Origin of the sequence: Pseudomonas sp. Sample_20 (assembly GCF_004307585.1) — a bacterium.
Classification (GTDB): Bacteria; Pseudomonadota; Gammaproteobacteria; order Pseudomonadales; family Pseudomonadaceae; genus Aquipseudomonas; species Aquipseudomonas atacamensis.
On the sequence record NZ_RCOA01000082.1, the window covers coordinates 24,472 to 48,713 of the forward strand.

26 protein-coding genes are annotated in these 24,242 nt (G+C 60.3%); 12 read left to right on the forward strand and 14 right to left on the reverse strand.

The annotated features are described in order from the left end of the window. Positions 1 to 39: 39 nt before the first annotated feature. Positions 40 to 1,116: a DUF748 domain-containing protein gene (locus D8U70_RS17485; RefSeq protein WP_016771215.1), complete on the forward strand. Its 1,077-nt coding sequence runs from the start codon at positions 40 to 42 to the stop codon at positions 1,114 to 1,116. Here the strand turns inward: D8U70_RS17485 and D8U70_RS17490 are convergent. Beyond that, entirely contained in the window at positions 1,113 to 1,610 is a 498-nt protein-coding gene (locus D8U70_RS17490; protein ID WP_110645012.1) for a helix-turn-helix domain-containing protein, read from the reverse strand. The two genes, D8U70_RS17485 and D8U70_RS17490, sit on opposite strands and share 4 nt — an antisense overlap. Positions 1,611 to 1,836: 226 nt before the next feature. On the opposite strand from D8U70_RS17490, the gene D8U70_RS17495 reads away from it, so the two are divergent. Both D8U70_RS17495 and D8U70_RS17500 read left to right on the forward strand, forming a co-directional pair. Continuing rightward, a complete protein-coding gene (locus D8U70_RS17495) occupies positions 1,837 to 2,682 on the forward strand; it encodes a MoxR family ATPase (protein ID WP_007911294.1) in 846 nt (281 codons plus the stop codon). Positions 2,683 to 2,694: 12 nt separating this feature from the next. After that, positions 2,695 to 3,873, forward strand: coding sequence for a VWA domain-containing protein (locus tag D8U70_RS17500; protein WP_016771218.1), 1,179 nt, complete (start codon positions 2,695 to 2,697; stop codon positions 3,871 to 3,873). An 88-nt stretch (positions 3,874 to 3,961) separates the two neighbouring features. Here the strand turns inward: D8U70_RS17500 and D8U70_RS17505 are convergent, their stop codons facing one another. The 4 genes from D8U70_RS17505 to D8U70_RS17520 all read right to left on the reverse strand — a co-directional run bounded on the left by D8U70_RS17505 (position 3,962) and on the right by D8U70_RS17520 (position 7,684). After that, on the reverse strand, positions 3,962 to 4,885 hold the full coding sequence (locus tag D8U70_RS17505) for a biotin-dependent carboxyltransferase family protein (protein ID WP_130929398.1): 924 nt from the start codon (positions 4,883 to 4,885) through the stop codon (positions 3,962 to 3,964). After that, positions 4,882 to 5,586: an allophanate hydrolase subunit 1 gene (locus D8U70_RS17510; protein WP_130929399.1), complete on the reverse strand. Its 705-nt coding sequence runs from the start codon at positions 5,584 to 5,586 to the stop codon at positions 4,882 to 4,884. The genes D8U70_RS17505 and D8U70_RS17510 overlap by 4 nt, the downstream gene beginning before the upstream one ends. After that, positions 5,583 to 6,335, reverse strand: a complete 753-nt coding sequence (locus D8U70_RS17515) for a 5-oxoprolinase subunit PxpA (protein ID WP_130929400.1) — start codon at positions 6,333 to 6,335, stop codon at positions 5,583 to 5,585. The genes D8U70_RS17510 and D8U70_RS17515 overlap by 4 nt, the downstream gene beginning before the upstream one ends. Positions 6,336 to 6,397: 62 nt before the next feature. Further along, positions 6,398 to 7,684 carry an MFS transporter gene (locus D8U70_RS17520; RefSeq protein WP_071174695.1) on the reverse strand — a complete coding sequence of 429 codons (1,287 nt, stop codon included), beginning with the start codon at positions 7,682 to 7,684 and terminating at the stop codon, positions 6,398 to 6,400. 159 nt (positions 7,685 to 7,843) lie between these two features. Here D8U70_RS17520 and D8U70_RS17525 point away from each other — a divergent pair, with 159 nt between their 5' ends. Continuing rightward, entirely contained in the window at positions 7,844 to 8,758 is a 915-nt protein-coding gene (locus D8U70_RS17525) for a LysR family transcriptional regulator (protein WP_071174694.1), read from the forward strand. A gap of 276 nt (positions 8,759 to 9,034) precedes the next feature. Here the strand turns inward: D8U70_RS17525 and D8U70_RS17530 are convergent, their stop codons facing one another. The 3 genes from D8U70_RS17530 to D8U70_RS17540 are packed head-to-tail and all read right to left on the reverse strand — an operon-like array spanning position 9,035 to position 10,879. After that, positions 9,035 to 9,577 (reverse strand): DUF2937 family protein, encoded by a 543-nt coding sequence (locus tag D8U70_RS17530; RefSeq protein WP_016771223.1) that lies wholly within the window; start codon positions 9,575 to 9,577, stop codon positions 9,035 to 9,037. A 12-nt stretch (positions 9,578 to 9,589) separates the two neighbouring features. Next, on the reverse strand, positions 9,590 to 10,366 hold the full coding sequence (locus tag D8U70_RS17535; protein WP_024012022.1) for a class II glutamine amidotransferase: 777 nt from the start codon (positions 10,364 to 10,366) through the stop codon (positions 9,590 to 9,592). 15 nt (positions 10,367 to 10,381) lie between these two features. After that, positions 10,382 to 10,879: a hypothetical protein gene (locus D8U70_RS17540; protein WP_016771225.1), complete on the reverse strand. Its 498-nt coding sequence runs from the start codon at positions 10,877 to 10,879 to the stop codon at positions 10,382 to 10,384. 234 nt (positions 10,880 to 11,113) lie between these two features. Here D8U70_RS17540 and D8U70_RS17545 point away from each other — a divergent pair, with 234 nt between their 5' ends. Next, positions 11,114 to 13,168, forward strand: a complete 2,055-nt coding sequence (locus D8U70_RS17545; protein WP_130929401.1) for a S9 family peptidase — start codon at positions 11,114 to 11,116, stop codon at positions 13,166 to 13,168. Between the two features lie 236 nt (positions 13,169 to 13,404). After that, positions 13,405 to 13,878, forward strand: a complete 474-nt coding sequence (locus tag D8U70_RS17555) for a cyclic nucleotide-binding domain-containing protein (protein WP_130929402.1) — start codon at positions 13,405 to 13,407, stop codon at positions 13,876 to 13,878. Here D8U70_RS17555 and D8U70_RS17560 read toward each other — a convergent pair. Further along, positions 13,875 to 14,159, reverse strand: a complete 285-nt coding sequence (locus tag D8U70_RS17560; RefSeq protein WP_016771228.1) for a hypothetical protein — start codon at positions 14,157 to 14,159, stop codon at positions 13,875 to 13,877. The two genes, D8U70_RS17555 and D8U70_RS17560, sit on opposite strands and share 4 nt — an antisense overlap. Positions 14,160 to 14,239: 80 nt before the next feature. On the opposite strand from D8U70_RS17560, the gene D8U70_RS17565 reads away from it, so the two are divergent. From D8U70_RS17565 to D8U70_RS17580, 4 genes are all read left to right on the forward strand, one after another. Further along, positions 14,240 to 14,926, forward strand: a complete 687-nt coding sequence (locus tag D8U70_RS17565; RefSeq protein ID WP_016771229.1) for an MnmC family methyltransferase — start codon at positions 14,240 to 14,242, stop codon at positions 14,924 to 14,926. A 49-nt stretch (positions 14,927 to 14,975) separates the two neighbouring features. Then, the gene (locus tag D8U70_RS17570) at positions 14,976 to 15,347 is read left to right on the forward strand and encodes a YajD family HNH nuclease (protein WP_003222612.1); all 372 of its coding nucleotides are present in this window, start codon (positions 14,976 to 14,978) and stop codon (positions 15,345 to 15,347) included. 181 nt (positions 15,348 to 15,528) lie between these two features. Further along, positions 15,529 to 15,999 (forward strand): RNA methyltransferase, encoded by a 471-nt coding sequence (locus D8U70_RS17575; RefSeq protein WP_046816778.1) that lies wholly within the window; start codon positions 15,529 to 15,531, stop codon positions 15,997 to 15,999. An 81-nt stretch (positions 16,000 to 16,080) separates the two neighbouring features. Further along, complete coding sequence (locus D8U70_RS17580; RefSeq protein ID WP_016771231.1) at positions 16,081 to 16,458, forward strand: DUF2892 domain-containing protein; 378 nt, start codon at positions 16,081 to 16,083, stop codon at positions 16,456 to 16,458. Positions 16,459 to 16,575: 117 nt separating this feature from the next. Here the strand turns inward: D8U70_RS17580 and D8U70_RS17585 are convergent, their stop codons facing one another. From D8U70_RS17585 to D8U70_RS17605, 5 genes are all read right to left on the reverse strand, one after another. Beyond that, positions 16,576 to 17,028 (reverse strand): YcgN family cysteine cluster protein, encoded by a 453-nt coding sequence (locus D8U70_RS17585; protein WP_122746543.1) that lies wholly within the window; start codon positions 17,026 to 17,028, stop codon positions 16,576 to 16,578. A gap of 252 nt (positions 17,029 to 17,280) precedes the next feature. Then, positions 17,281 to 18,213 carry a D-2-hydroxyacid dehydrogenase gene (locus D8U70_RS17590; RefSeq protein WP_122704803.1) on the reverse strand — a complete coding sequence of 311 codons (933 nt, stop codon included), beginning with the start codon at positions 18,211 to 18,213 and terminating at the stop codon, positions 17,281 to 17,283. A gap of 105 nt (positions 18,214 to 18,318) precedes the next feature. Then, positions 18,319 to 18,612 (reverse strand): YcgL domain-containing protein, encoded by a 294-nt coding sequence (locus D8U70_RS17595; RefSeq protein WP_016771234.1) that lies wholly within the window; start codon positions 18,610 to 18,612, stop codon positions 18,319 to 18,321. After that, a complete protein-coding gene (rnd, locus tag D8U70_RS17600) occupies positions 18,609 to 19,742 on the reverse strand; it encodes a ribonuclease D (protein WP_130929403.1) in 1,134 nt (377 codons plus the stop codon). Before rnd ends, D8U70_RS17595 begins: the two co-directional genes overlap by 4 nt. A gap of 163 nt (positions 19,743 to 19,905) precedes the next feature. After that, positions 19,906 to 21,555, reverse strand: coding sequence for a phosphoethanolamine--lipid A transferase (locus D8U70_RS17605; RefSeq protein ID WP_122746544.1), 1,650 nt, complete (start codon positions 21,553 to 21,555; stop codon positions 19,906 to 19,908). A gap of 399 nt (positions 21,556 to 21,954) precedes the next feature. Here D8U70_RS17605 and D8U70_RS17610 point away from each other — a divergent pair, with 399 nt between their 5' ends. Then, positions 21,955 to 23,127, forward strand: a complete 1,173-nt coding sequence (locus D8U70_RS17610; protein WP_130929404.1) for a cyanate transporter — start codon at positions 21,955 to 21,957, stop codon at positions 23,125 to 23,127. A gap of 177 nt (positions 23,128 to 23,304) precedes the next feature. Beyond that, positions 23,305 to 24,240, forward strand: coding sequence for a LysR family transcriptional regulator (locus D8U70_RS17615; protein WP_073472928.1), 936 nt, complete (start codon positions 23,305 to 23,307; stop codon positions 24,238 to 24,240). Positions 24,241 to 24,242 lie beyond the last annotated feature (2 nt).

A 24,242-nucleotide genomic window follows, 5' to 3' on the forward strand; every position in this document is an offset into this window, starting at 1 on the left:
CTTTGAATCGTCAAGCAACACTCTTGAAGGAACAATGGCATGAAACGTCGTTACAGCTGGCCGCTCTGGACCCTGGCGGGTGTCGTGGTGCTGCTGGTCGCCCTGCATTTCGCCCTGCCCTATCTGGTACGCGACTACCTCAATGACAAGCTCGCGGACATGGGCGATTACCGTGGACAGATCACCGATGTCGATCTCGCGCTATGGCGCGGCGCCTACAAAATCAACGGCCTGAAAATCGTCAAGGTCGATGGCAAGGTCCCGGTGCCGTTCGTCGATGCGCCGTTGATCGACCTGTCGGTGAGCTGGCATTCGCTGTGGTACGACCATGCCGTGGTCGCGCAGGTGCAATTCCTCAACCCCGAAATCAATTTCGTCGACGGCGGCCCCAACAAGCAGAACTCGCAGACCGGTCAGGGCACCGACTGGCGTGAACAATTGGGCAAGCTGCTGCCGATCACCCTCGATGAAGTGCAGATCAACGACGGCCGTATCACCTTCCGCAACTTCAATTCCAAGCCGCCGGTGAACATGAACGCCAGCAACGTCAACGCCAGCATCTACAACCTGACCAATGTGGTCGACAAGGAAGGCAAACGCGACGCGCGCTTTGAAGGCAAGGCGTTGCTGCTGGGCCACGCGCCGCTGGAAACCACCGCCACCTTCGATCCACTGAGCAACTTCGAAGACTTCGAATTCCGCCTGCGCGCCCGTGACATCGAGCTCAAACGCATGAACGACTTCGCCGCCGCCTACGGCAAATTCGATTTCAACGCCGGCCACGGCGATGTGGTTATCGAAGCCAAGGCAGAGAAAGCCCGACTCACCGGCTACATCAAACCCCTGCTGCGCGACGTCGATGTATTCAACTGGCAGCAAGACGTCGAAAACAAGAACAAAGGCCTGTTCCGCTCAATCTGGGAAGCGCTGGTCGGCGGCACCGAGACCGTGCTGAAAAACCAGAACAAAAACCAGTTCGCCACCCGCGTCGAACTCAGCGGCAATGTTCACCAGCAGAACGTCAACGCCTTCGAAGCGTTTTTGCAGATTTTGCGCAATGGCTTCATCCAGGCATTCAATGCGCGGTACGAACGGCCGAAGCCAGATGAGGATTAATTTTTGCGGTTGACGACATATCGACCTGTGTCTTCGGCCGCTATCGATGAACGCTGTTGCAGCGAATCCCAGCCCAGACAGGCCAACGCCAAAGAACGTGGCACTGCTTCACGCCCATTGCTGTAACGGCTGATGCTGCGAGCGCTCACACCGAGCGCTTCGGCCGCATCATTGAGAGAAAGTCCGGTACGGGCGCGCCAATCGATAAAAATGCGCGTGTTCTCATCCTGGGCATTTTGCGCTAGCGCATCCATATACAAGGTGTCTGCACCGATCTGTACGTCGGGTTCAATCCATTCAACGATCCAACCCTCGTCCCCGACTGCGGCAGTCGCAAAGACTTCGCGATCAAGCAGTGGCCGCAAACCTGGATAAGTATGAATATCCGTCCCCAAATCAACTGTCAGTTCCTGACCATTGATAAATGTCAGCGCCAACCTGAAATCCGGCAGGACGTGCGCAGATCGCAGACGCGGCCGTTTCATGGGTAACATCGATTTTCTGCCTTTTTACTAACCGAGCCAGAAAGGCTATCGCCAAATCGGCGATACCGGAATGCTGGCCATCCGCCGAGACTGAGTCAACATGTGACGCTCCATTCAGAGACTGAATAAGCCGTCTGCGTTCACAGTCGACCGGCGTGCGCGTTATAGTCGGGCTATCCGATTATTTCGCCCCGCCCTGCCCGTAAGGTCAGCGTTACCGTTCGAGGATTTGCAGATGAAGTTCGAAGGCACCCAGGCCTACGTCGCCACCGATGACCTGAAGCTGGCGGTCAACGCCGCCATCACCCTGGAACGGCCGCTGCTGGTCAAGGGTGAGCCGGGCACCGGCAAGACCATGCTCGCCGAGCAACTGGCCGAGTCGTTCGGTGCCAAGCTGATCACCTGGCACATCAAGTCCACCACCAAGGCCCATCAGGGTCTGTACGAGTACGACGCCGTCAGCCGTTTGCGCGACTCGCAGCTGGGCAATGAAAAAGTCCACGACGTGCGCAACTACTTGAAGAAAGGCAAGCTCTGGGAAGCCTTCGAGTCCGAGGAGCGGGTGATTCTGCTGATCGACGAAATCGACAAGGCCGACATCGAGTTCCCCAACGACCTGTTGCAAGAACTCGACAAGATGGAGTTCTACGTTTACGAGATCGACGAGACCATCAAGGCCAAGAAGCGCCCGATCATCATCATTACATCCAACAACGAGAAAGAGCTGCCGGACGCCTTCCTGCGCCGCTGCTTCTTCCACTACATCGCTTTCCCCGACCGCACTACCCTGCAGAAAATCGTCGACGTGCACTACCCGGACATCAAAAAGGACCTGGTCAGCGAAGCGCTCGATGTGTTCTTCGACGTGCGCAAGGTACCGGGCCTGAAGAAAAAGCCTTCGACATCCGAGCTGGTCGACTGGCTGAAACTGCTGATGGCCGACAATATCGGCGAAGCGGTGCTGCGCGAGCGCGATCCGACCAAAGCCATTCCGCCGCTGGCAGGCGCACTGGTGAAAAACGAACAGGACGTGCAACTGCTTGAGCGCCTGGCGTTCATGAGCCGGCGCGGCACCCGCTAAGAGGCTGCTGCCATGTTGCTCAACCTGTTCAACGAAATGCGTGCAGCCAAGGTACCGGTGTCGGTGCGCGAGCTGCTCGACCTGATCAACGCGCTGAAACAGCGCGTGACCTTCGCCGACATGGACGAGTTCTATTACTTGTCGCGGGCGATCCTGGTGAAGGACGAACGCCATTTCGACAAGTTCGACCGCGCGTTCGGCGCCTACTTCAATGGCCTGGAGAAACTCGACGATCACTTGCAGGCGCTGATTCCCGAGGACTGGCTGCGCAAGGAATTCGAGCGCTCGCTGAGCGACGAAGAACGCGCGCAGATCCAGTCCCTCGGTGGGCTGGACAAGCTCATCGAAGAGTTCAAGAAGCGTCTGGAAGAACAGAAAGAACGCCACGCCGGCGGCAACAAATGGATCGGCACCGGCGGCACCAGCCCGTTCGGCTCCGGCGGTTTCAACCCTGAAGGCATCCGGGTTGGCGACGCCGGCAAGCGTCAGGGCAAAGCGGTCAAGGTCTGGGATCAACGCGAGTACAAGAACCTCGACGATTCGGTGGAACTGGGCACACGCAATATCAAGGTCGCCCTGCGTCGTCTGCGCAAGTTCGCTCGCCAGGGTGCGGCGGAAGAACTCGACATCGACGGCACCATCGACCACACCGCCAAGGACGCCGGCCTGCTGAACATCCAGATGCGCCCGGAACGGCGCAACACGGTGAAGCTGCTGCTGTTGTTCGACATCGGCGGCTCGATGGACGCGCACGTGAAGATCTGTGAGGAATTGTTCTCGGCCTGCAAGACCGAGTTCAAGCACCTGGAGTACTTCTACTTTCACAACTTCATTTATGAATCAGTGTGGAAGAACAACATGCGCCGCACTTCCGAACGCACTTCGACTCAGGATCTGCTGCACAAGTACGGCGCCGACTACAAAGTGATTTTCATCGGTGACGCCGCCATGGCGCCCTACGAAATTACTCAGGCTGGCGGCAGCGTCGAGCACTGGAACGAAGAGCCGGGTTACGTGTGGATGCAGCGCTTCATGGAGAAATACAAGAAGCTCATCTGGATCAATCCGTATCCGAAAGATACCTGGGGCTATACCTCGTCGACCAACATCGTCCGCGATCTGATCGAGGATCAGATGTATCCGCTGACGCTGCGCGGGCTTGAGGAAGGGATGCGGTTTCTTTCCAAGTAATCGTTAACACGACGAACGCCTTCGCGAGCAGGCTCGCTCCCACATTGGAATGCTTTTACCTGTGGGAGCGAGCCTGCTCGCGAAGCTTTTAGCGATCTTTAAAGCGCTGCAAATACTCGACATGCTCGCGGTGCGCGACGTCCTGCACTACCGGCCTCAGTCTCACCTTCGCTCCCGGCAGGCATTGCGCCAATTGTGCCAGTGCCAGCGGCGTCAACGCGCCCAAGCGCGGGTATCCGCCAATGGTCTGGCGATCGTTGAGCAACACGATCGGTTGGCCATCGGGCGGCACCTGCACCGCGCCCAACGGAATCCCCTCGGAGATCATCGGCGCACCCTGATATTGCAGCGCCGCGCCGAGCAGGCGGATGCCCATGCGGTCGGCGCGACTGTCGATGGTCCAGGCGCTGTTGAAGACATCGAACAGGCTCTGCCCGCTGAACTGGCCGATCTGTGCGCCGAGCACCAAGTCCAAAGGCGCATGCGCTTTGAAATCCGGCCGCAGCGCCGAAGGCATTTCGCGCACCGCTGACGCTTCGCCGCTGTAACCGAGCGCCGCCCCTTTGGCGAGCGGAAGGCCCATGCCATCAAGTCCGCCCAATTCTTCTCGCAGTACCGTGGCACTGCTGCCCAGTACCTTGGGCGCAGTAAAACCACCGGGTGCGGCCAGATATGCCCGTGCGCCGAGCAACGGCTGGGTGAAGCGCAATGTCTGCCCTTTCGCCAACCGGAAGCTGCGCCACGGCGCCAGCGGCTGGCCGTCGATCTGCGCGCCGAGATCCGCTCCTGCCAGCGCCAGCAGGCAATCCTCCTCAGCCACCACAGCAAACCCGCCGAGGGTGATTTCAACCACCGCCGCATCCAGTTCATTACCCAACAGCCAATTGGCCCAGCTCATGGAACACCAATCCGCCGCGCCGCCCTGGGTCACGCCCAGATGTCGCACGCCAAACCGCCCGGCGTCCTGCAACAGGCACAGCGGCGTGCTGGCTTCGATCGTCAATCGACTCATGGCAACGCCTCCAGTGGAGTGTCGTCGCCGCCCAAGCGTATGAATTCGGCGTGGTCGACCGCTTCGAAGCGCACCGTGTCGCCGGGTTGCATCAAGCTGTAGCCGTCGCGATGGCGATCGAAGAGTTTTGCCGGGGTGCGCCCGATCAGGTTCCAGCCACCGGGTGAGACCACCGGATACGCTGCGGTCTGCCGCTCGGCGATACCGACGCTGCCGGCCGCGACTTTCTTGCGCGGTGTGTTCAAGCGCGGCGCGGCGAGCATTTCTTCGACCAGGCCCATGAAGGCAAAACCCGGCGCAAAGCCAAGGGCGAACACCTGATATTCCCGTGCGCTGTGGCGACGAATCACCTCCTTCACCGCCAGCCCGCTGCGTTCGGCCAACAGGCTCAGTTCCGGGCCGACACTCAAGTCGTACCAGACCGGCAAGACGTGGCACTGCCCAGCGCTTCGCGCATTCGGCGCCAGATCGACCAGCGCTTCGGCGATCAAATCACGCGCCTGAGCAGGACTCAACAGCGTCAGATCGTAATGCACCATCAACGTCGTGTAGGACGGCACCAGATCGATCAGTTGTGCACCAAACGCCGTGCGCAAGCGCTCGCTGGCGGCGAGCATCCACGGCATGTTGGCTTCGGCGATGTCATCGAACAGACGCAACATCAGGCAGTCGAGCGCCACCACTTCAATCCGTGGGTTCATGACGCACTCGACTGTTGCAAGGCCTGGCGAATGCGCTGCACGGCGGCCACGGAACTGGCGTTGTCGCCGTGGACGCACAAGGTGTTGGCGCGCAGGATCAAGGCGCTGCCATCGCTGGCGCTGAGTTCGCCGCCACGGGCGATGGTCAACGCTTGCTCGATGATTTTTTCGGCATCGTGATGCACGGCACCGGGCAATTGCCGGGAGACCAGCCGGCCGGCGCTGTCGTAGGCACGGTCGGCGAACGCTTCAAACCAAAGAGTTACGCCGTATTCATCGCCGATCTGCTGCGCGGCCGCGTTGTCCCGGGTCGCCATCAACATCAGCGGCAGGCTGCGGTCATACGCGGCCACGGCCTGCACCACCGCGCGCAATTGCGCCGGGTTGGCCATCATGTCGTTGTACATCGCGCCGTGGGGTTTGACGTAACTCACACGCCCGCCCTGCGCCTTGCAGACGCCGTCAAGGGCGCCGATCTGGTAATGCAGGATGTCTTGCAGCTCTTGCGCGGAATAGGCCATGGAGCGCCGGCCGAATCCGACCAGATCCTGATAGGCCGGGTGCGCGCCAATCTGCACGCCGTGTTCGAGCGCCAGCGCCACGGTTTTGCGCATGATGCTCGGGTCGCCGGCATGGAAACCGCAAGCGATGTTGGCGCAATCGATGAAGGGCATGACCTCGGCATCCAGACCCATGGTCCAGCTGCCGAAGCTCTCGCCAATGTCGCAATTCAATAGCAGGCGGCTCACGGTGAACACTCCTGTAGCTGCTGGTCTTTTTATCTGTAGGAGACTTCTGCGCAGGGTACCAGTTACTGCGCGTCGAGTTGCTTGCCACGGGTTTCCGGCAGGCTCAGCGCCGCGAGAATCACCACGCCGTAAGACACCGCCGCGAAGGCGCCGATGCCCATGCTCAGCGGGACTTTCTGGCTGAGCAGGCCGATCAACAGCGGGAACAACGCCGCCAGTGCGCGGCCGATGTTGTAGCAGAAACCTTGGCCCGAGCCGCGAATCCGCGTAGGAAACAATTCAGTCAGAAACGCGCCCATGCCGCTGAAAATCCCCGAGGCGAAGAAGCCCAGCGGAAAGCCCAGCCACAGCATCACGCCGTTGCTGACCGGCATCTGCGTGTAGAGCAGAACGATGGTGAACGAGCCGACCGCGAACAAGATGAAATTCTTTTTCCGCCCGAGCAGGTCGGTCAGATACGCGCTGATCACATAGCCGACGTAGGAACCGACGATCACCATCGCCAGATAACCGCCGGTGCCGAGCACGCTCAAGCCACGTTCGTTCTTGAGGAAAGTCGGCAGCCAGGAGGTGATCGCGTAGTAACCGCCCAGCGCACCGGTGGTCAGCAAGGAAGCGCGAAACGTGGTGAAGAGCATGCCGGGGGCAAAGATCTCGTAGAACTTCGCCGGGTTCTCTGGTGTTTGTGCGGCTTTGGCTTCGCGATAGATTTCCGGATCTTTTACTAGGCGACGGACAAAAATCACGAATATCGCCGGCACGATGCCAAGGATGAACAGCGCGCGCCAGGCGTCTTCCGCTGGCAGCACCGAGAACAGCAACGCGTACAGAATCGCCGTCAGGCCCCAGCCCAGCGCCCAGCCGGATTGCACCATGCCCACCGCTTTGCCGCGATCCTTGGCGCGGATCACTTCACCGATCAGCACCGCGCCGGCGGTCCATTCACCGCCGAAACCGAAGCCCATCAGGGTGCGCGCGATCAGCAATTGTTCGTAGTTTTGCGCGAAGCCGCAGAGGAAGGTGAAGAAGGCGAACCACAGCACCGTCAGTTGCAAGGTGCGCACGCGGCCGATGCGGTCGGAGAGGATCCCGGCGACCCAACCGCCGATCGCCGAGGCGATCAGGGTGCTGGTGTGAATCAGCCCCGCTTCGCCCGTGGTGATGCCCCACATTGCGATCAGCGTCGGCACAACGAAGCTGAGCATCTGCGTGTCCATGCCGTCCAGACCGTAGCCGATCTTGCAGCTCCAGAACGTGCGGCGCTCCTGCTGGTTGATGTTGCGATACCAGTCGAACGGCCCGGGGCGCGTCACAGGCTTGGATAACGGGAGGGTGTCGGGAGCACTCATGGCAAATCTCCGCAGGGCTTTTATTGGTCTTGTTCGAAGCTCCGACGACGCCTATCGTGGGAACCGGATGCGCCGATTTTTCGTCGCCCTGCCCTGCGCCGTCCAACGAATAAAAACCCGCCTTAGGCATAAGAAAAATTTGTCAGCCGAGCCTTGTCCATGAATCTGAAGTTTCTCGAGACCTTTGTCTGGGTCGCGCGCCTGAAGAGTTTTCGCCTGACCGCCGACAAGCTGTTCACCACCCAGGCGTCGATTTCCAGCCGCATTGCGGTGCTCGAAGGCGAACTGGGCGTGAAGCTGTTTCTGCGCGATTCACGCGGCGTCAGCCTGACCCCGGAAGGCTTGAAGGTGCTCGACTATGCCGAGCAGATGCTCGACACCATGGCGGCGCTGAAACAATCGATCGAAACCCGTTCGAGCAAGGTCGGCCGGGTGCGTATCGGCGTGATGGACACAGTGATTCATACGTGGCTGAGCCCACTGGTGGCGCAGATGACCGATCTATACCCACGGGTGGAAATCGAACTGGTCGCGGATACTGCGCTGAACCTCTGCGATCAGCTGCAAAAGGGCTTTCTCGATCTGGTGTTGCAAACCGATCTGATCCGCCACGAAAGCGTGCGCAGCCTGGAGTTGGCCAGCCATCCGCTGGGCTGGATCGTCGCCAGCAATTCGATCTACAACCGCGACTACGCCGACCTCGCCGAACTGGCGCAGGAGCGGATCATCACCTACTCGAAAAACTCACGGCCGCATCAGGATATCGTCGCCCTGATGCAGGCCAACGGCGTCATGGCGCCACGCTTGAATTGCGTGAATTCGGTGTCAGCGATCACCCGGTTGTTGCGCGATGGCTTCGGTATCGGCGCGCTGCCGCCGGTGCTGGTGGCCGAGGAACTGGCGCGTGGCGAATTGATCTTGCTCGACATCGAGCAGCGGCCGGCGAATCTGCCGGTGGTGGTGTCGTGGCGGGTCGGGGTTGAGTGGGTCGAGGAGATTGTGACGTTGTGTCAGCAGGTGCTAGCGGGGTATGCGCACAAGGTCGGCAAGGACTGCATCACCCTCACTGGATGATTAGTGGCGAGGGGATTTATCCCCGCTCGGCTGCGCAGCAGTCGTGATTGGGGCCAACGCGGTCTTTCAGAGGTACCGCATTTGCAGGTTTTGGGGCTGCTGCGCAGCCCAACGGGGATAAATCCCCTCGCCACAGAACTCATTCACCACAGAACTTACTCCCCCATAGCCCATTCACCACAGAACCCACTCACCTCAGTACCCACCCACCACAGAGCCTCGCCACAGAATCCCCATGCCATAAAGCCGCTGTTGCCAGAGGGGATTGAGCAGGTCTTACAAACCGCGGACGTCGCGATCTTCGATCGGTCGGCTCTGACGCAGGCGGCGGCCGCCGAGGACGACCCAGTCGATCAGGCGGAACAGGCATTCGATGCCGAACGACAGCAGCAATGCGCCGCTCATGCCCCAGATCATCGCCTCGGGCGTCAGCAGGATCTGATAGCTGTAACCGTTCCAGGTTTCCTTGCGAATATCCGGATCGGCGGCCAGCACCACTTGCAGGAAGCGCACATACCACGGGCCTTGCATCGCCTGGAATTGCTTGTCCAGCGCGACCTGGCGCGTGAGCAAGGTGTTCAGGCTGTCGGCATCGCTGCGGAAAATCGGGTCTTCGCTGGCCCGGTAATGTGCGACCAGCGCCTGCATATCGCCTTTGAAAAACTGATCCGCCGTGCCCTGGAAACCACGCAGACCGGTCTGCGCTTCGATCAGGTGCGCTTCGACACGTTGCGCGTAATCGTTGATGAACCCCGGCACCTGGACACCGATCAACAGGCCCGCCGCAAACAACACCAGCCGTAGATAACTGAGCAACATGGGTGCAAATCCTTATTCGGTCTTGCCCTGGCTGACGCATTCGCCGCGTCGCCAAAGGCTCCATTGGCCCGGTTCGTAGCGGGTCCAGGTTTCGTTTTCGGTCAAAGGCTCGGTGGCAATCACCGTGACCACGTCGTTGGGCGTGGTTTCGGCCTGGAAATCGACGATCACATCGACATCCTTGAGCCGCGCCGGGCCGAACGGTGCGCGGCGGGTGATCTGAGCGAGTTTGGTCGAGCAGTAACAGAACAGCCAGTCGCCGTCGCTGAGCAGGCAATTGAACACGCCCTTGCTGCGATATTCAGCGCAAGCCGCGACCAGATCCGGCAGCAGCACTTCGATATCCACCGGTTCGGGGAAGGCTGCGCGTACCCGGTTGAGCAGGTCGCAGAATGCCGCTTCGCTGTCGGTATCGCCGACCGGGCGGTAGAAACTCTTGATCGGAGTGAAGTCGGCGAGCTGGCCGTTGTGCGCGAAGCACCAGTTGCGCCCCCACAGTTCGCGGACGAACGGGTGGGTGTTGGAAAGGCAGACCTTGCCGACATTGGCCTGGCGGATGTGGCCGATGACCACTTCGCTCTTGATCGGATAGCGCTGCACCAGATTGGCCACTTCCGACTCGCTGCTCGCCGCCGGGTCCTGAAACAGACGCAAGCCGCGCCCTTCGTAGAAGGCAATGCCCCAGCCGTCGCGGTGCGGTCCGGTGCGGCCGCCGCGCTGCATCAGGCCGGTGAAGCTGAACACGATGTCGGTCGGCACGTTGGCACTCATGCCCAGTAATTCACACATGTGCGGACTCTCGGGTTACAGACGCGGCTCGACCCGCATGCGCTGCGGATTGTTCGGCACTGGCGGGCGACCGTAGCGGTCATCACCGGCGCCGCCGAACGGTTGATCATCGTCGCGCTCTTCGGCACGGGCCGCGGCCTTGGCGGCCTCGGCGCGTTCACGCCGGGCTGTCGAGGCGCGCTCGATCGGCAGGCGGATCAAGACGAAAACCAGATACACCCCGAAGGCGATCATGCCGTACATGAACAGATCGGAAACCGCGCGCCAGGCGTTGTTGCCGACCTTGAACAGCATGTCCAGGGCGGTGATGGCGATGGCCGGTGCCACTTTGGCTTTCACCGGATCGACGATGGTCGGGCTGAACAGCAACACCGCCATCAGCACACGCAGCGGCTCGCGCAGCCAGCGCCACATCCAGGTGGTCAGGCGCATCCATACCAGCAGGCAGCCCACGGCGGCAAAGGCGTAAAGGCCCCAGGCGATCAGATAGTCGTTCTCGGTCATGGTGTCCATGGCAAGGCAGGCAAATAGGCGCTTATAGTAACGACTTTTCGCCCATGCGGCTTGTCCCAATACCAGACGGCCACTGTTATCCCTGTGGGAGCGAGCTTGCTCGCGAATGCGGTGTGTCATTGCAGCAAAAGTCATCTGCCAGGACGCCTTCGCGAGCAAGCTCGCTCCCACAGGGCTTTGCGGCGGTTTCAAAATACGCGAAACCTTTATCCGAATATTGTCCGAGAGCCTCCCATGCCCGAATCCGCCAATGTCATGACTGCCCCGATTGCCCAGCGGGCGCCCGGCGCCGACCCGTATGCCTGGCTGCAGGAGCGCGACACCGACGCGGTGCTCGACTACCTCAAGGCTGAAAACGCTTATCAGGAAGCGCAAACCGCCGATCAGGCCGAGCTGCGTGAAAGCCTGTTCAATGAGATCAAGGGGCGGATTCTCGAGACTGATCTGTCACTGCCCTCGCCTTGGGGCCCTTATCTGTATTACACGCGCACCACCGCCGGTGACGAATACGCCCGGCACTATCGCTGCCCGCGTCCTGCCGACGACAGCCTGACCCTCGATGAAAGCCGCGAGCAGCTGCTGCTCGACCCGAATGCGCTGGCCAATGGCGGCTTCTTCTCGCTCGGCGCTTTCAGCATCAGCCCCGATCACCAGCGCCTGGCCTACAGCGTCGATGCTTCGGGCGACGAGGTCTACACGCTGTTCGTCAAAGAGCTGTCCAACGACAGGGTCAGCGAACTGGAATTCGAGGACTGCGACGGCAGCATGACCTGGGCCAACGACAGCCTGACCCTGTTTTTCGGTGTGCTCGACGACACCCATCGCCCGCATAAACTGTTCCGCTATCGCCTCGACGGCACTGCCGCTGAAGAGGTTTTTCACGAGCCGGACGGGCGGTTCTTCCTGCATTGCTACCGCGCCAGCTCCGAACAGCAATTGCTGCTGTCGCTGGGCAGCAAGACCACCAGTGAAGTCTGGGCGCTGGACGCCAATCAGCCGCATCTGCCATTCAGTTGCCTGGCGCCACGGGTCGAAGATCACGAATACGACGTCGACCACGGCCTGCTCGCTGGCGTCTGGACCTGGTTTATCCGCACCAACCGCGACGGCATCAACTTCGCCCTGTATCAGGCCACGGACACTGGCGTGCCGCCGAGCGAAGCCGACTGGCAGAACCTGATCCCGCACAACGATGATGTGATGCTCGACGGCGTCAGCCTCAACGCAGAGGCGATGACCTTGAGCCTGCGCGAAGGTGGCCTGCCGATCATTGAGGTTCACCCGCAGGACCAGGCGTCGTATCGCGTGCAGTTGCCCGATGCGGCCTACAGTCTGCATGTGCAAAACAGCCTGGAATTCGAGAGCGATCGCATTCGCTTGCGCTACGAAGCGTTGAATCGCCCGGCCCAGGTGCGCCAGTTGATCCTCGCCAGCGGCGAGCAAACGGTGCTCAAGGAAACTCCGGTACTCGGCCAATTTGATGCCGACGCCTATGTCAGCCAACGTCTATGGGCCACCGCGCCGGACGGCACGCAAGTGCCGATCAGTCTGGTGATGAAGCGCGAGATGGTCGGTAAACCGGTGCCGCTGTATCTGTACGGTTACGGCGCTTACGGTTCCAGCCTCGATCCATGGTTTTCCCACGCCCGCCTGAGCCTGCTCGATCGCGGCATGGCCTTCGCCATCGCTCACGTACGCGGTGGTGGTGAATTGGGCGAAGCCTGGTATCGCGCCGGCAAGCAGGAACACAAACACAACACCTTCAGCGACTTTATCGCCTGCGCCGAGTTTCTGATCCTCAACGGCATCACCACGGCGGAGAAACTGGCGATCAGCGGCGGCAGCGCCGGTGGTTTGCTGATCGGCGCGGTGCTCAATCAACGCCCGGATCTGTTCGGCGTAGCGATTGCCGAAGTGCCGTTCGTCGACGTGCTCAACACCATGCTCGACCCCGAGCTGCCCCTGACCGTCACCGAATACGACGAATGGGGCAACCCGGAAGAACCGGACGTCTATGATCGGATCAAGGCTTACGCGCCGTACGAAAACGTCACCGCGCAGGCTTATCCGCCACTGCTGGTGATCGCCGGCTACAACGACAGCCGTGTGCAGTATTGGGAGGCAGCCAAGTGGGTGGCGAAATTGCGCGCAACCAAGACCGATGACAACGTGCTGCTGCTCAAGACCGAACTGGGCGCCGGGCATGGCGGCATGAGCGGGCGCTATCAGGGATTACGTGACGTAGCGCTCGAATATGAATTTGTGTTCAAGGTTTTGGGGATTGCCTGAGGAACTCTGTGGGTGGCTTGGGTCTTAACTGCAGACCCTTGTGGCGAGGGGATTTATCCCCGTTGGGCTGCGAAGCGGCCCCAAAACCTGCAAACTCAGTATTCCTGAAGCACCGAGTTGGCAGGATTTGCGACTGCTGCGCAGCCGAGCGGGGATAAATCCCCTCGCCACAAAAGCCCATTCCTGCGGGATCCGTGTATAGCCTTGAAATGTGATAACAAAAAGACCGCATCGACATGTCTGAACCGACCTTTCTGAACAATGAAATCCGCGACTGGCTGATGGACTGTGGCCTGTTCGATCAATTGCAACTGGCCGACTTTGCGGCCGCTTCCGGCTATTTCAGTATCAGCACCGTGGCTGAGGGCGAGGCGATTTTTCGCGAGGGCGATGCCGGCAGTTTCATGTGCATCATCCACACCGGCCAGGTCGCCGTGCAGAAAACCGGCGCCGACGGCCAAGTGATGACCATGGCCACCCTGCGCAGCGGCCGGGCCTTCGGTGAAATGGCCGTGCTTGATGGTGAACGCCGTTCAGCCACGTGTATCGCGGCGAGCAACTGTCAGTTGCTCAATCTGGGCAAGGACTCGCTGGAAAAAATGCTCAACGACGCACCGAAAATCGCCGCAAAGATCATCCGCGCCCTCGCCGTCTCGCTGTCCAAACGCCTGCGCATGGCCGACGGCCAACTCGCCGCGCAACAGGTTTAACCGCCGGGGGATTTGACCTTGTTGCCGTTCGGCTCGATGCCCGGCACCGGTTGATCCTTGCTCGGCGGGCTGGGCATTTCGATCGGTACCAGCGGCGGGCTGCCGCTGCCGGCGCCCGACTTGGGCAGGGTGATCGGGGTGATCTGCGGATACGGCGTCGGCGTCGCAGTGCCGGGCGAACCGGGTTGCGGCGTCGGGCTGACTGGAACGCTCTGCTGGGCCTGCACCGCAGTAATCGCGAGCGCGGCCAGGGTAATGACCGTTAGAATGGTGCGCTTCATCAAGGGCTCCGTTTGGCCTTTAGTCTGTGCTCAGGCTACTCCCAACGCGCCTGCTTGCCTTCCCCCCTTCAGAGATTTCCATGAAACGTTTCGTTCTGCTCGACACCACCCCGATCCCTGAAAACGGCGGTGCCCTGTGCCTGTTCGAGTATGGCGAGGACTTCGTCATCAAGATCCAGGGCGGCGACGGCGGGCAATTGATGAACACGCGCATGCACGGTTCCGAGGACGCACTGGCGGAGATTCCCTGCCGCAAGGTCGCCGGCCGGCCGAATTCGCGAGTGTTGATCGGCGGCCTGGGCATGGGTTTCACCCTCGCCTCGGCACTCAAGCACCTGGGCAAGTCCGCCGAAGTGGTGGTCGCTGAGCTGGTGCCCGGCGTGGTCGAGTGGAATCGCGGCCCGCTCGGGGAGAAATCCGGTCGGCCATTGCTCGATCCGCGCACGGTGATCCGCATGGAAGATGTGGCCAACGTCCTGCAAAGCGAGCCGAACGGTTTCGACGCGATCATGCTCGACGTCGACAACGGCCCCGAAGGCCTGACCCAGAAGGCCAACAGTTGGCTGTACTCCGCCGCTGGTCTGAATGCCTGCGCCAAGGCCCTGCGCCCCAAAGGCGTGCTCGCGGTGTGGTCGGCCAGCGCCGACCGGCAGTTTTCCGACAAATTGAAGAAGGCCGGCTTCAAGGCCGAAGAAGTCCAGGTCTTCGCCCACGGCAACAAGGGCACCCGCCACACGATCTGGATTGCCGAGAAGCTCAAGGGCTGAGCTAAACTCTGCGCATAACCGTCATCAGTCTTTCTGCAAAGGTGAACCCATGAGTTCGTCCACCCCCACCAACACGTCGAAGCTGGACCGCATCCTCGCCGACAACCAGCGCGACAAGGAAATGGGCTACCGCGACAAGGCCCTGAAAATGTACCCGCACGTCTGCGGCCGCTGCGCCCGTGAGTTTTCCGGCAAGCGCCTGAGCGAACTGACCGTGCACCACCGCGACCACAACCACGACAACAACCCGCAGGACGGCTCGAACTGGGAGCTGTTGTGCCTGTATTGCCACGACAACGAACACTCGCGTTATACCGATCAGCAGTATTTCGGCGACGGCTCGCTGAGCACACCGAAGATCGCCAAGGCCACGCATAACCCGTTTGCTGCCCTGGCTGGCCTGATGAAAAAAGAAGATTGAAGATCTTCATCGCCTGAGCTGGCCCTTTCGCGAGCAGGCTCGCTCCCACAGTTGAAATGCGTTCCCCTGTGGGAGCGAGCCTGCTCGCGAAGGCGGCCGGCCAGGCACCACAAATCTCGAACTGCCCGCCCTCCCCCAATCCCCGTATAATCGCCCTCTTTTTCCCGAAGGCACCCCGCTCGTGGCAGATAAACGGTACAGCTGCATTGGTTTGTATAACCCCAAATCACCGGAGAACGTCGGTTCGGTGATGCGCGCCGCAGGCTGTTACGGCGTAGCGTCGGTGTTCTACACCGGCAAGCGTTATGAACGCGCCGCCGACTTCGTCACCGACACCAAGCGCGTGCACTACGACATCCCGCTGATCGGCATCGACGACCTGAAAAAAATCCTCCCGCTCAACTGCGTGCCCGTCGCCGTGGAGCTGGTCGACGGCGCCCGGCCGCTGCCCGAATACACCCACCCCGACCGAGCCCTGTATATCTTCGGCCCCGAGGACGGTTCGCTGGATAAAGAGATTCGCGACTGGTGCGAAGACGTCGTGTACATCCCGACCACCGGCTGCATGAACCTCGCCGCCACGGTCAACGTCGTGCTCTACGACCGCATGGCCAAAGGCCTGAACACCCGCTCCGGGCCGAAATTCCGCTGAAGCGTCGCACATTCGATGGAACAAGCTGACGGCCCCGGCAGTCAGCTTATCTATCAATCGCACCCTGCCTGGAGATAGACCATGAGCGAGCTCAAACGCGTAGAACGCATCGAATCCACCCCGTTCCAGTCGCCTTCGCACAAGAACGTGCATGGCTGGGAGCGCGTCGGCTCGTTGACCGGCGGCGTGCTGATGGTCGGCAAGGGCCTGCGCCGTGGCGGCGTGTTCGGCCTGATTCAAGTGGCGCTCGGCGGCATGGCCGTGGCCCGTGGCATTACCGGGCACTGCTCGGCGAAAAGTCTGCTGGAAAAAGGCCGTCAGGACATGAGCAACGTGCGGGCGAAGATCGAACGCGCCGGGGAAGAGCTGAGCAAGCTGAAGACCAATGCCGAAGTGGCCACCGAAACGGCAACCGTTACCGGCAATGATTCGCTGGTCTCGCCGAAGGCCGGCGTCTGAGGCTTTAAAGCAAAAGATCGCAGCCTTCGGCAGCTCCTACACGGAATCACGTTTTCCATTGTTGAGCTGCCGAAGGCCGCGATCTTTTGATCTTTACGGGTTCAACAACCCACCACCTCATCCGCCCGCGCGAAAAATCAGATGATCTTCCCAGTCATCCTCCGGCACGCTGCCTTCGGCGAGCATGCGCCCGGACTGGGAAATCCGCTCATGGTGCACCGCATCGCGGTCGCCACACACCAAGTGATGCCATAACGGCAGATCCTTGCCCTCGCTGACCAGACGATAACCACAGGTCGGCGGTAGCCACTTGAATTCTTCCGCCTGACCCGGCGTGAGCTGAATGCAGTCCGGGACAAACTTGATCCGGTTCGGATAATCGCTGCACTGGCAGGTTTTCAGATCCAGCAGTTTGCAGGCGATGCGCGTGTAATAGACGCTATTGTCTTCTTCGTCCTCGAGCTTTTGCAGGCAGCACAGACCGCAGCCGTCGCACAGCGATTCCCATTCCTCGTGATCGAGTTGATCGAGGGTTTTGCGTTTCCAGAACGGTTCGACTATGGCGGCCATGGCTCAAGCATCAACATCAAGGTGGTGAAAAGGCCGCCAGTCTAGTGCCAGCGGGCGCAAGGGCCAAGCGCTGGCGACTGTCGGTAAATCCGCTTGTCAGCGCCAGCGCCGCCCACTGAGCAAACTGGTGGCTACCCTTTGAAACCAATGTGGGAGCGAGCCTGCTCGCGAAAGCGCTGTGTCAGACACGCTGTTGTCGACTGACACGCCCTCTTCGCGAGCAGGCTCGCTCCCACAGCGAAATCGGGTGAGTCAGTAACCGCGGGTGAAATCCACCTCGCCGCGCAAAGCCTCACCCGCCTCGTACGCTTTCAGGTTCTGCACAAACAAATCCACCATCAGCGCCGGCGAGGTCGGCGCCGAGCTGTGCCCGGTCAGCAGCAAGCCCCACGCGGTCCAGAACGGATGGCGTTGCGGCAATGGCTCCTGACGGCAAACGTCGATCACCGCGCCGGCCAGATGCCCTTCCTTCAAGGCTTCTACCAGATCGGCATCGACCACTGCCACACCGCGTCCAGCGTTGATGAACAGTCCGGTCGGTTTGAATTGCTTGAACAGCGCCGCGTCGTAGATATCGTGGGTGTGTTCGGTGTTCGGCAGCAGATTGACCACGTAGTCCACCTCGCCCACCAGACGCGGAAGATCGGCCAGCGCGCCGACTTCGACAAACGGCGCCTGTTCGCGGGCGCTGCTGGCGATGCCATAAAGCTCGACGCCGAACGGCAGGAGAAACTGCGCAACGCTCTGGCCGATGTCACCGGTGCCGACGATCAGCACCTTGCGCCCGACCAGACTCTGGCCGCTGCGGTTGTCCCACTTGCGCTCGACCTGGCTGACCAGCCGCGCCAGCACTTCGCGTTCGTGGCCGAGGATGTAGGTCAGCACGTATTCGGCCATGACCTGACCGAAAATCCCCACGGCGCGCGTCAGGCAATAGTCGCGGCGCAGGCCGTCGGCGAGCAGCGGCGTGATGCCGGCCCAGGTCGATTGCAGCCATTGCGGTTGATGGCCCTGGCGCAGCAGGGTCGCGAGCAGATCCGGCTGGCCCAGCCACACCGGGCAATCGGCGGCTTGCCGCGCCAGTTCGGCGGAGTCGCCGCTGGTCAGGACTTCAAGCTCGGGCAGTGCCTGACGCAGCAGGCGGGCGTATATCGCGTGGTCGTGTTCAGCAATCAGAACGCGCATCTTCAAACCTTTCGCAAACCGTGCAGACAGCCGCCGGGTTGGGGCCGGCCATCGCGGTAAAAACAGTTCCAGGGTTAACCGAGGCCCAGGACAGGGCCTCGCGGGTCAGACCGGGTCGTTGCGTCGCAGCAACTCTTCGGGCAGGTGCTCGATGTACTCGTCCTCGGCCGGCGGCATTTGCAGGTGATAGCCCTGCTTGTCGAGGTTTTCCAGAACCACGGTGATGTCTTCGCTGGCCAGTTTGCGCTCGGGCGACAGCACCAGATCGAAGGAATGCTTCGCTTTGCCGAAAGCCGTCATCAGCGCATCCGGCACGCGCTCGAGCGCATCGCTCTTGAGCACGTAGAGATACATGCCGCTGCGCTTGGAGCTTTGGTAGATGGAGCAAATACGTTTCAAGGCTGTTCTCCGGCGGTGGCCAGGCTGTCGAGCAGCTTCTGGCCGAGCAATTCGCGGCGCCAGCCACGCAGCGAATCGGGCAATTGGTAAGGACCCTCGGGGAAGCCGCTTTTGACCAGGGCTTCGAGGGTTTTCTTGCGCAGCATCAGTTCCGGGGCAATACCCAGGCGTTCGGCCTCGGCCTGACCCAGCGCGCGCAGTTGTTTGATCAACGCAGCGGCTTCGATCGGCAACGGCTCGGGCACTGCCGGCGGCCATTGATCCGGCCCCACACTGCCAGAGCGCTTGATCAGATCAAGCAGAAACTGACCGTCCTGACGTACGGTACGCGGGTGCATGTCTTCGATCTTGCCCAGCGCCGCGAGGTTATCCGGCTGCGTGCGGGCCAGGGGCCACAGCGAGTGTTCCCGAACGATGCGGTTGCGCGGCAAGTCGCGGGCGCGGGCTTCTTTTTCGCGCCAGGCGCACAGCTCACGCAGCACGGCCAGTTGCGCACGGGACAGCTTCCACGCCAGTTTCGCCTCGCGATAGACCTCGTACGGATCGGTCTCGCGGCGCAGGTTGGCGACCAGTTCGGCGCCATCCTCCAGCACCCAGGCGAACTTGTCGGCGGACAGCTTGGGGCGTAACTCGACGAATACCTCGGCCAGATGCACGGCGTCTTCGGCGGCATAGCTGATCTGGGTTTCGGACAGCGGGCGCTGCAACCAGTCAGAGCGGGTTTCGCCCTTGGGCAGGTCGATGCCGAGCACCTCCTGCACCAGACGCGAGTAGCCCATCGAAAAACCGAGGTTCAGATAGGCGGCGGCCAGTTGTGTGTCGAACAACGGCGCCGGCAGGCTGCCGGTCAGGCGCAGAAGCACTTCGAGGTCTTCGCTGCAGGCGTGCAGAACTTTGAGCACCGCCGGGCTTTCCAGCAACGCGGCCAGCGGTTGCCAGGCGTTGATGGTCAGCGGGTCGATCAGGTAGGCGCGTTTGCCGTCGCCGATCTGCAACAGGCCGGCAATCGGGTAGAAGGTGTCGACCCGCATGAATTCGGTGTCGAGGGCAACGAACGGCAGTTGCTGCCACTCGGCGCAAAACTGCGCGAGGCTTTCGTTGTCGCGAATCCAGTGAATATCGATAGCCACACGGCTCTCCCTTGAAGAATGGCGCGCAGTATATATCGCCACCGACGATTTACGCGCCTTTGAAGGGCAAGAGCTGTAAGGAAATGTCTTGCCTGTCAGCAAGAATAGTCTGACAGCAGAAACAGAAAGGCCCGTCGCATTGGCGCGACGGGCAGGAAACGCTTCACTGCTTGGCCAACACGCCGTCGATCACCGCGCCGCGACAACCGGCGAACATGTCCAGCGCCGGCTGATACACGCTGCTGCGCACTTCCAGCAGGCCGAGCATCGAGTGAAACAGATTGTCCTGGCTCAGCGGTTTGTCCCGGCTCAGTTGCAGGCAATGGGTGTCGACCGAATAGGCCTTCTGATAGCTGTCGGAGAACCACGCCAGCATCGCTACATGCTTTTGTTGCTCAGGCGCCAGCATATAAGGCGTGCCGTGCAGGAACAGGTTGTACTCGCCCAGCGATTCGCCGTGGTCCGACAGATACAGCATGGCGGTGTCGACTTTGTCCTGATTGCTGCGCAGCACATCGATCAGGCTCGCCAGCACATGGTCGGTGTAGACCAAGGTGTTGTCGTAACCGTTGACGATACTTTCGCGGCTGCAATTGTTCAGCGCGTTACTTTCACAGACCGGAGTGAAGTGTTCGTACTCCTTGGGATAACGCTTGAAGTAGTCCGGGCCATGACTGCCCATCTGGTGCAGAACCAGCACGGTGTCCTTGTCCAGATGATCGATGAAACTTTGCAGACCTTGCAGGAGGATTTCATCGCGACACTCGCTGTTGGCGCATAACGCAGGGTCCTGCAACTTGCTGACATCCTGCACCGTGACGCGGTCGCAAGTGCCTTTGCAGCCGGACTGGTTATCGCGCCAGATCACATCGATGCCGGCACGCTTGAGCACATCGAGCAAGCCTTCTTCATTCCTGGCCTTGCTGGCGTTGTAATCCTTGCGGCCCATGTTGGAGAACATGCACGGTACCGAGACTGCGGTTTCCGTGCCGCAGGAATGCACGTCAGTAAAAGCGATCAGGCCAGCCTCTTTGTCCAGTTGCGGGGTGGTGTCGCGGTCATAACCGAGAATGCCGAAGTTCTGCGCCCGCGCACTCTCCCCCACCACCAGCACCGTGAGGGATTTGCGTGGCTGTAGCTGCAGGTCGGGATTGCGCTGGGCATCTTCGCCGATCTTGATGAACGGCTGCTGCGCCGAGACGACTTGCTCTTGCAGATAACCAATGGATGCGCCGATGTAATTGCTCGGCACCAGCATCAGGCGAATTTCGTGGTGATTGCGAAACAGCGACGACAAACCTTGATAGTTGGCCAATGCCACAACGCCGATCACCGCCGCCGAGGCAACACTGACAATAACTTTGCTGAACAACTCACGATGCCAGCGCCGATAATTGACCGGTACTTTCCACAACAACAAACACGGCAAAATACCCAGCAAGAGAATATAAGCGAACAACTTCAACGAGAGCAGATCACGCACTTCCGTCACATTGGTTTCGGCAAAGTTGCGAAACATGCCGGCATCGATCATCACGCCATATTGGCTCATGAAGTAAGCCACGCCGGCGCTGACTAAAAACAACAGGGTCAATAGTGGTTTAAGCAGTGGCCGGAAAGCGAATAACGTCAGGACTATGTTGAACGCGGCAAAGATCATCACGCCAAACGCCACGCGCATGGCGATGCCCTTACCATCGGCGGCGGTGATCTCGAACAGATGTTGCCAAAGCACCAGATTGAAACCGAGCAACAAAAAGGCGCTGGCGAACAACGTCACCCATTCCGGGCGCACGGCTTTTAACTTCAACATGATGAGTGACTGTTCCTGAAAAAAGAGCCTCGTCAAGTGTGAAAATTTCATTCACCGAGGCATGCCAAACTTTAGGCAGCCATGGATCAATTTTTCGTGAAAAAGATGCTAATGATTAGTTGCCTCGGAGTACGAACGTGAAAGTTTGCGAGTATTTGAGAATGGTTCAGGTTTTATTCAGTTTCAGGCACTTCGCACTGTCCTCTGTGGGAGCGAGCCTGCTCGCGAAAGCGCAGTGTCAATAACTGTTTGTCTGGAGTGACGCATTCGCGAGCAGGCTCGCTCCCACATCGGGACAGGGGTGTTATCGAGTTTTTAGGTCTGGCCCGGGGTTTTCTGATTTGCCGATGCGCGCATCGCGACGCGTAATCATCAGCCCCTGCATTCGAAGGCCCGCTGATGAATCACACCCGCCCCGCCGCTTGGCTGATGCTCGCGATCATCCTTGTCGCACTTAATCTGCGCCCATCAATGGCAGCCATCGGGCCGCTGCTGTCGGCGATCCGTGGCGATATACCGTTGAGCTTCACGCTTGCCTCTCTGCTGACGATGCTGCCGGTGATGGCCATGGGACTGGCGATGTTCTTCGGCCTGAGCATCAGCCAGCGCTTGGGCGACCGACGCACGGTGCTGCTGTCGCTGTTGATCATCGGGCTGGCGAGCCTGTCACGGCTGTTTATCGATTCGGCGGCCGAGCTGATCGTCAGCGCGATGCTGGCCGGCATTGGCATAGCCCTGATTCAGGCATTGATGCCGGCGCTAATCAAATCGCGCTTTGCTGACAACGTGGCGTTGTGCATGGGCGTCTACGTGACTTCGATCATGGGCGGCGCTGCGATTGCCGCATCTTTCGCGCCGCTGGTGATGGTACAGGCCGGCAGTTGGCGCGTGGGGCTGGCCATCTGGGCGGCGTTGGCACTGGTCGCGTTGCTGGTCTGGTGCTTGCAGCCCGCGCAAGCCATATCGACAGTGACCAGGCGGGAGTCTTTCATCACGCGCCCTCGCGCCTGGTTGCTGGCGATGTTCTTTGGCCTCGGTACGGCGTCCTACACCTGTGTCCTCGCCTGGCTTGCCCCGTATTACGTGGAAAAAGGCTGGAGTGAACAGAACGCCGGGCTGCTGTTGGGTTTTCTTACAGCGATGGAGGTCATTTCCGGCCTGGCAGTGCCGGCGATCGCCAATCGCAGCCGTGACGGGCGTGGGATATTGGCGGTTCTGCTGTTGCTGATCATCGGCGGTTTCTGCGGGCTGATTCTCGCTCCGATAACTCTGGCCTTGTTATGGCCCTGTCTGTTGGGGCTGGGGATTGGCGGTCTGTTTCCGATGAGCCTGATCGTTGCATTGGATCACTGCGACGAGCCGCAGCGCGCCGGTGGCCTGACCGCGTTTGTGCAGGGGATCGGTTATCTGATCGCAGGACTGTCGCCACTGTTGGCAGGGATGATTCGCGATCGGCTGGGCAGTTTCGAAGGCGCGTGGTGGGCGTTGACGGCGGTGATGGTGATCATGCTGCTGATGGTGATGCGCTTCGACCCTCGCCATTACGCACGCCACTTCCAGAGTGCAATCTAGAGGCCTCTGGCCATCTTTCCCGCACGAAATCAGCAACGTCGTGTTGCTAAAAGTTTCTGTCCCACATGTGTCCGTGAAATGTCCTACAAGGGTTTCTCCTGGCACCATCGTTCCGTTAGGATCGTACGCACACGTTTGCGCGAATTCTGCGCAAGGGGGCACAGCGAGACGGAACTCATGCTGAACAGTAATTTGCTTCGCAAGCTCGACATGCAGGACTTGATGGTATTCGTCGCCGTGTACGAGCAGAGCAGTGTCACCGATGTCTCGGAAACCCTGTTCGTCAGCCAGTCCACCGTCAGTTATTGCCTGAAGAAACTGCGCACCAGTTTCGAAGACGAACTGTTCATCAACACCCGCACCGGCATGCGCCCGACCTACAAGGCTTGCAGCATGTACGGCCACGTGCAGAAGATCATCGAAAGCATCAACCTCTGCCACGCCGGTGCCCCGGCCTTCGACCCGAGTCGGCAGGCGGTGACTTTCAACATCTGCGCACCGGAATACTTCGAGCAATTGATTCTGCCGCGCCTGTTGAAGCGCTTCGACTTCGATGACTTGCCGGTGATGGTCAACATGCACAAGTTTGAAACCGACGTTCCGGCCGAAGAGTTGCGCGACGGCAGCCTCGATCTGGTGATCAGTTTCGGCCCGCACTTTCACCGCCAGCATGCGGATCTGAAATCACGGATGCTGCTTGAAGATGACCTGGTCTGCGTCTTCGACAAACGCGCCACGCCACTCGAACCGCGGTTGAGCCTGCAAGCATTCACCGAACGTCGGCATGTGTTCCCGACGCCGTGGACTTCAAGCACCAACATGGTCGACGGCTGGCTGGCGCGGCAGGCGCAGAAACGCCAGATCGTCGCGCGCTCGAACAGCTACAGCGCCGCGTTGAAGATGATCACCGGCACCGATTTCATCCTCACCCTGCCCCGGCGTATCCAGCGTCTGTTGACCAACGACGCGGTGTTCAACCACTGCGAGGCGCCCAATGGCTTGCCGGGTTTCACCCTCGACATGCAGTGGAGCCAGAACGCCGATCAGGACAGCGCCAACGTCTGGCTGCGCGAGCAAGTGATTCAAGTGTGCAGCGAGCTGGAAAACGCCTGAGC

Bases quoted from the DNA above. Each gene is read 5' to 3' on its own strand.
- D8U70_RS17485 (WP_016771215.1), top strand. From the start codon at position 40: ATGAAACGTCGTTACAGCTGGCCGCTCTGGACCCTGGCGGGTGTCGTG.
- D8U70_RS17490 (WP_110645012.1), bottom strand. From the start codon at position 1,610: ATGTTACCCATGAAACGGCCGCGTCTGCGATCTGCGCACGTCCTGCCG.
- D8U70_RS17495 (WP_007911294.1), top strand. From the start codon at position 1,837: ATGAAGTTCGAAGGCACCCAGGCCTACGTCGCCACCGATGACCTGAAG.
- D8U70_RS17500 (WP_016771218.1), top strand. From the start codon at position 2,695: ATGTTGCTCAACCTGTTCAACGAAATGCGTGCAGCCAAGGTACCGGTG.
- D8U70_RS17505 (WP_130929398.1), bottom strand. From the start codon at position 4,885: ATGAGTCGATTGACGATCGAAGCCAGCACGCCGCTGTGCCTGTTGCAG.
- D8U70_RS17510 (WP_130929399.1), bottom strand. From the start codon at position 5,586: ATGAACCCACGGATTGAAGTGGTGGCGCTCGACTGCCTGATGTTGCGT.
- D8U70_RS17520 (WP_071174695.1), bottom strand. From the start codon at position 7,684: ATGAGTGCTCCCGACACCCTCCCGTTATCCAAGCCTGTGACGCGCCCC.
- D8U70_RS17525 (WP_071174694.1), top strand. From the start codon at position 7,844: ATGAATCTGAAGTTTCTCGAGACCTTTGTCTGGGTCGCGCGCCTGAAG.
- D8U70_RS17530 (WP_016771223.1), bottom strand. From the start codon at position 9,577: ATGTTGCTCAGTTATCTACGGCTGGTGTTGTTTGCGGCGGGCCTGTTG.
- D8U70_RS17535 (WP_024012022.1), bottom strand. From the start codon at position 10,366: ATGTGTGAATTACTGGGCATGAGTGCCAACGTGCCGACCGACATCGTG.
- D8U70_RS17540 (WP_016771225.1), bottom strand. From the start codon at position 10,879: ATGGACACCATGACCGAGAACGACTATCTGATCGCCTGGGGCCTTTAC.
- D8U70_RS17545 (WP_130929401.1), top strand. From the start codon at position 11,114: ATGCCCGAATCCGCCAATGTCATGACTGCCCCGATTGCCCAGCGGGCG.
- D8U70_RS17555 (WP_130929402.1), top strand. From the start codon at position 13,405: ATGTCTGAACCGACCTTTCTGAACAATGAAATCCGCGACTGGCTGATG.
- D8U70_RS17560 (WP_016771228.1), bottom strand. From the start codon at position 14,159: ATGAAGCGCACCATTCTAACGGTCATTACCCTGGCCGCGCTCGCGATT.
- D8U70_RS17565 (WP_016771229.1), top strand. From the start codon at position 14,240: ATGAAACGTTTCGTTCTGCTCGACACCACCCCGATCCCTGAAAACGGC.
- D8U70_RS17570 (WP_003222612.1), top strand. From the start codon at position 14,976: ATGAGTTCGTCCACCCCCACCAACACGTCGAAGCTGGACCGCATCCTC.
- D8U70_RS17580 (WP_016771231.1), top strand. From the start codon at position 16,081: ATGAGCGAGCTCAAACGCGTAGAACGCATCGAATCCACCCCGTTCCAG.
- D8U70_RS17585 (WP_122746543.1), bottom strand. From the start codon at position 17,028: ATGGCCGCCATAGTCGAACCGTTCTGGAAACGCAAAACCCTCGATCAA.
- D8U70_RS17590 (WP_122704803.1), bottom strand. From the start codon at position 18,213: ATGCGCGTTCTGATTGCTGAACACGACCACGCGATATACGCCCGCCTG.
- D8U70_RS17605 (WP_122746544.1), bottom strand. From the start codon at position 21,555: ATGTTGAAGTTAAAAGCCGTGCGCCCGGAATGGGTGACGTTGTTCGCC.
- D8U70_RS17610 (WP_130929404.1), top strand. From the start codon at position 21,955: ATGAATCACACCCGCCCCGCCGCTTGGCTGATGCTCGCGATCATCCTT.
- D8U70_RS17615 (WP_073472928.1), top strand. From the start codon at position 23,305: ATGCTGAACAGTAATTTGCTTCGCAAGCTCGACATGCAGGACTTGATG.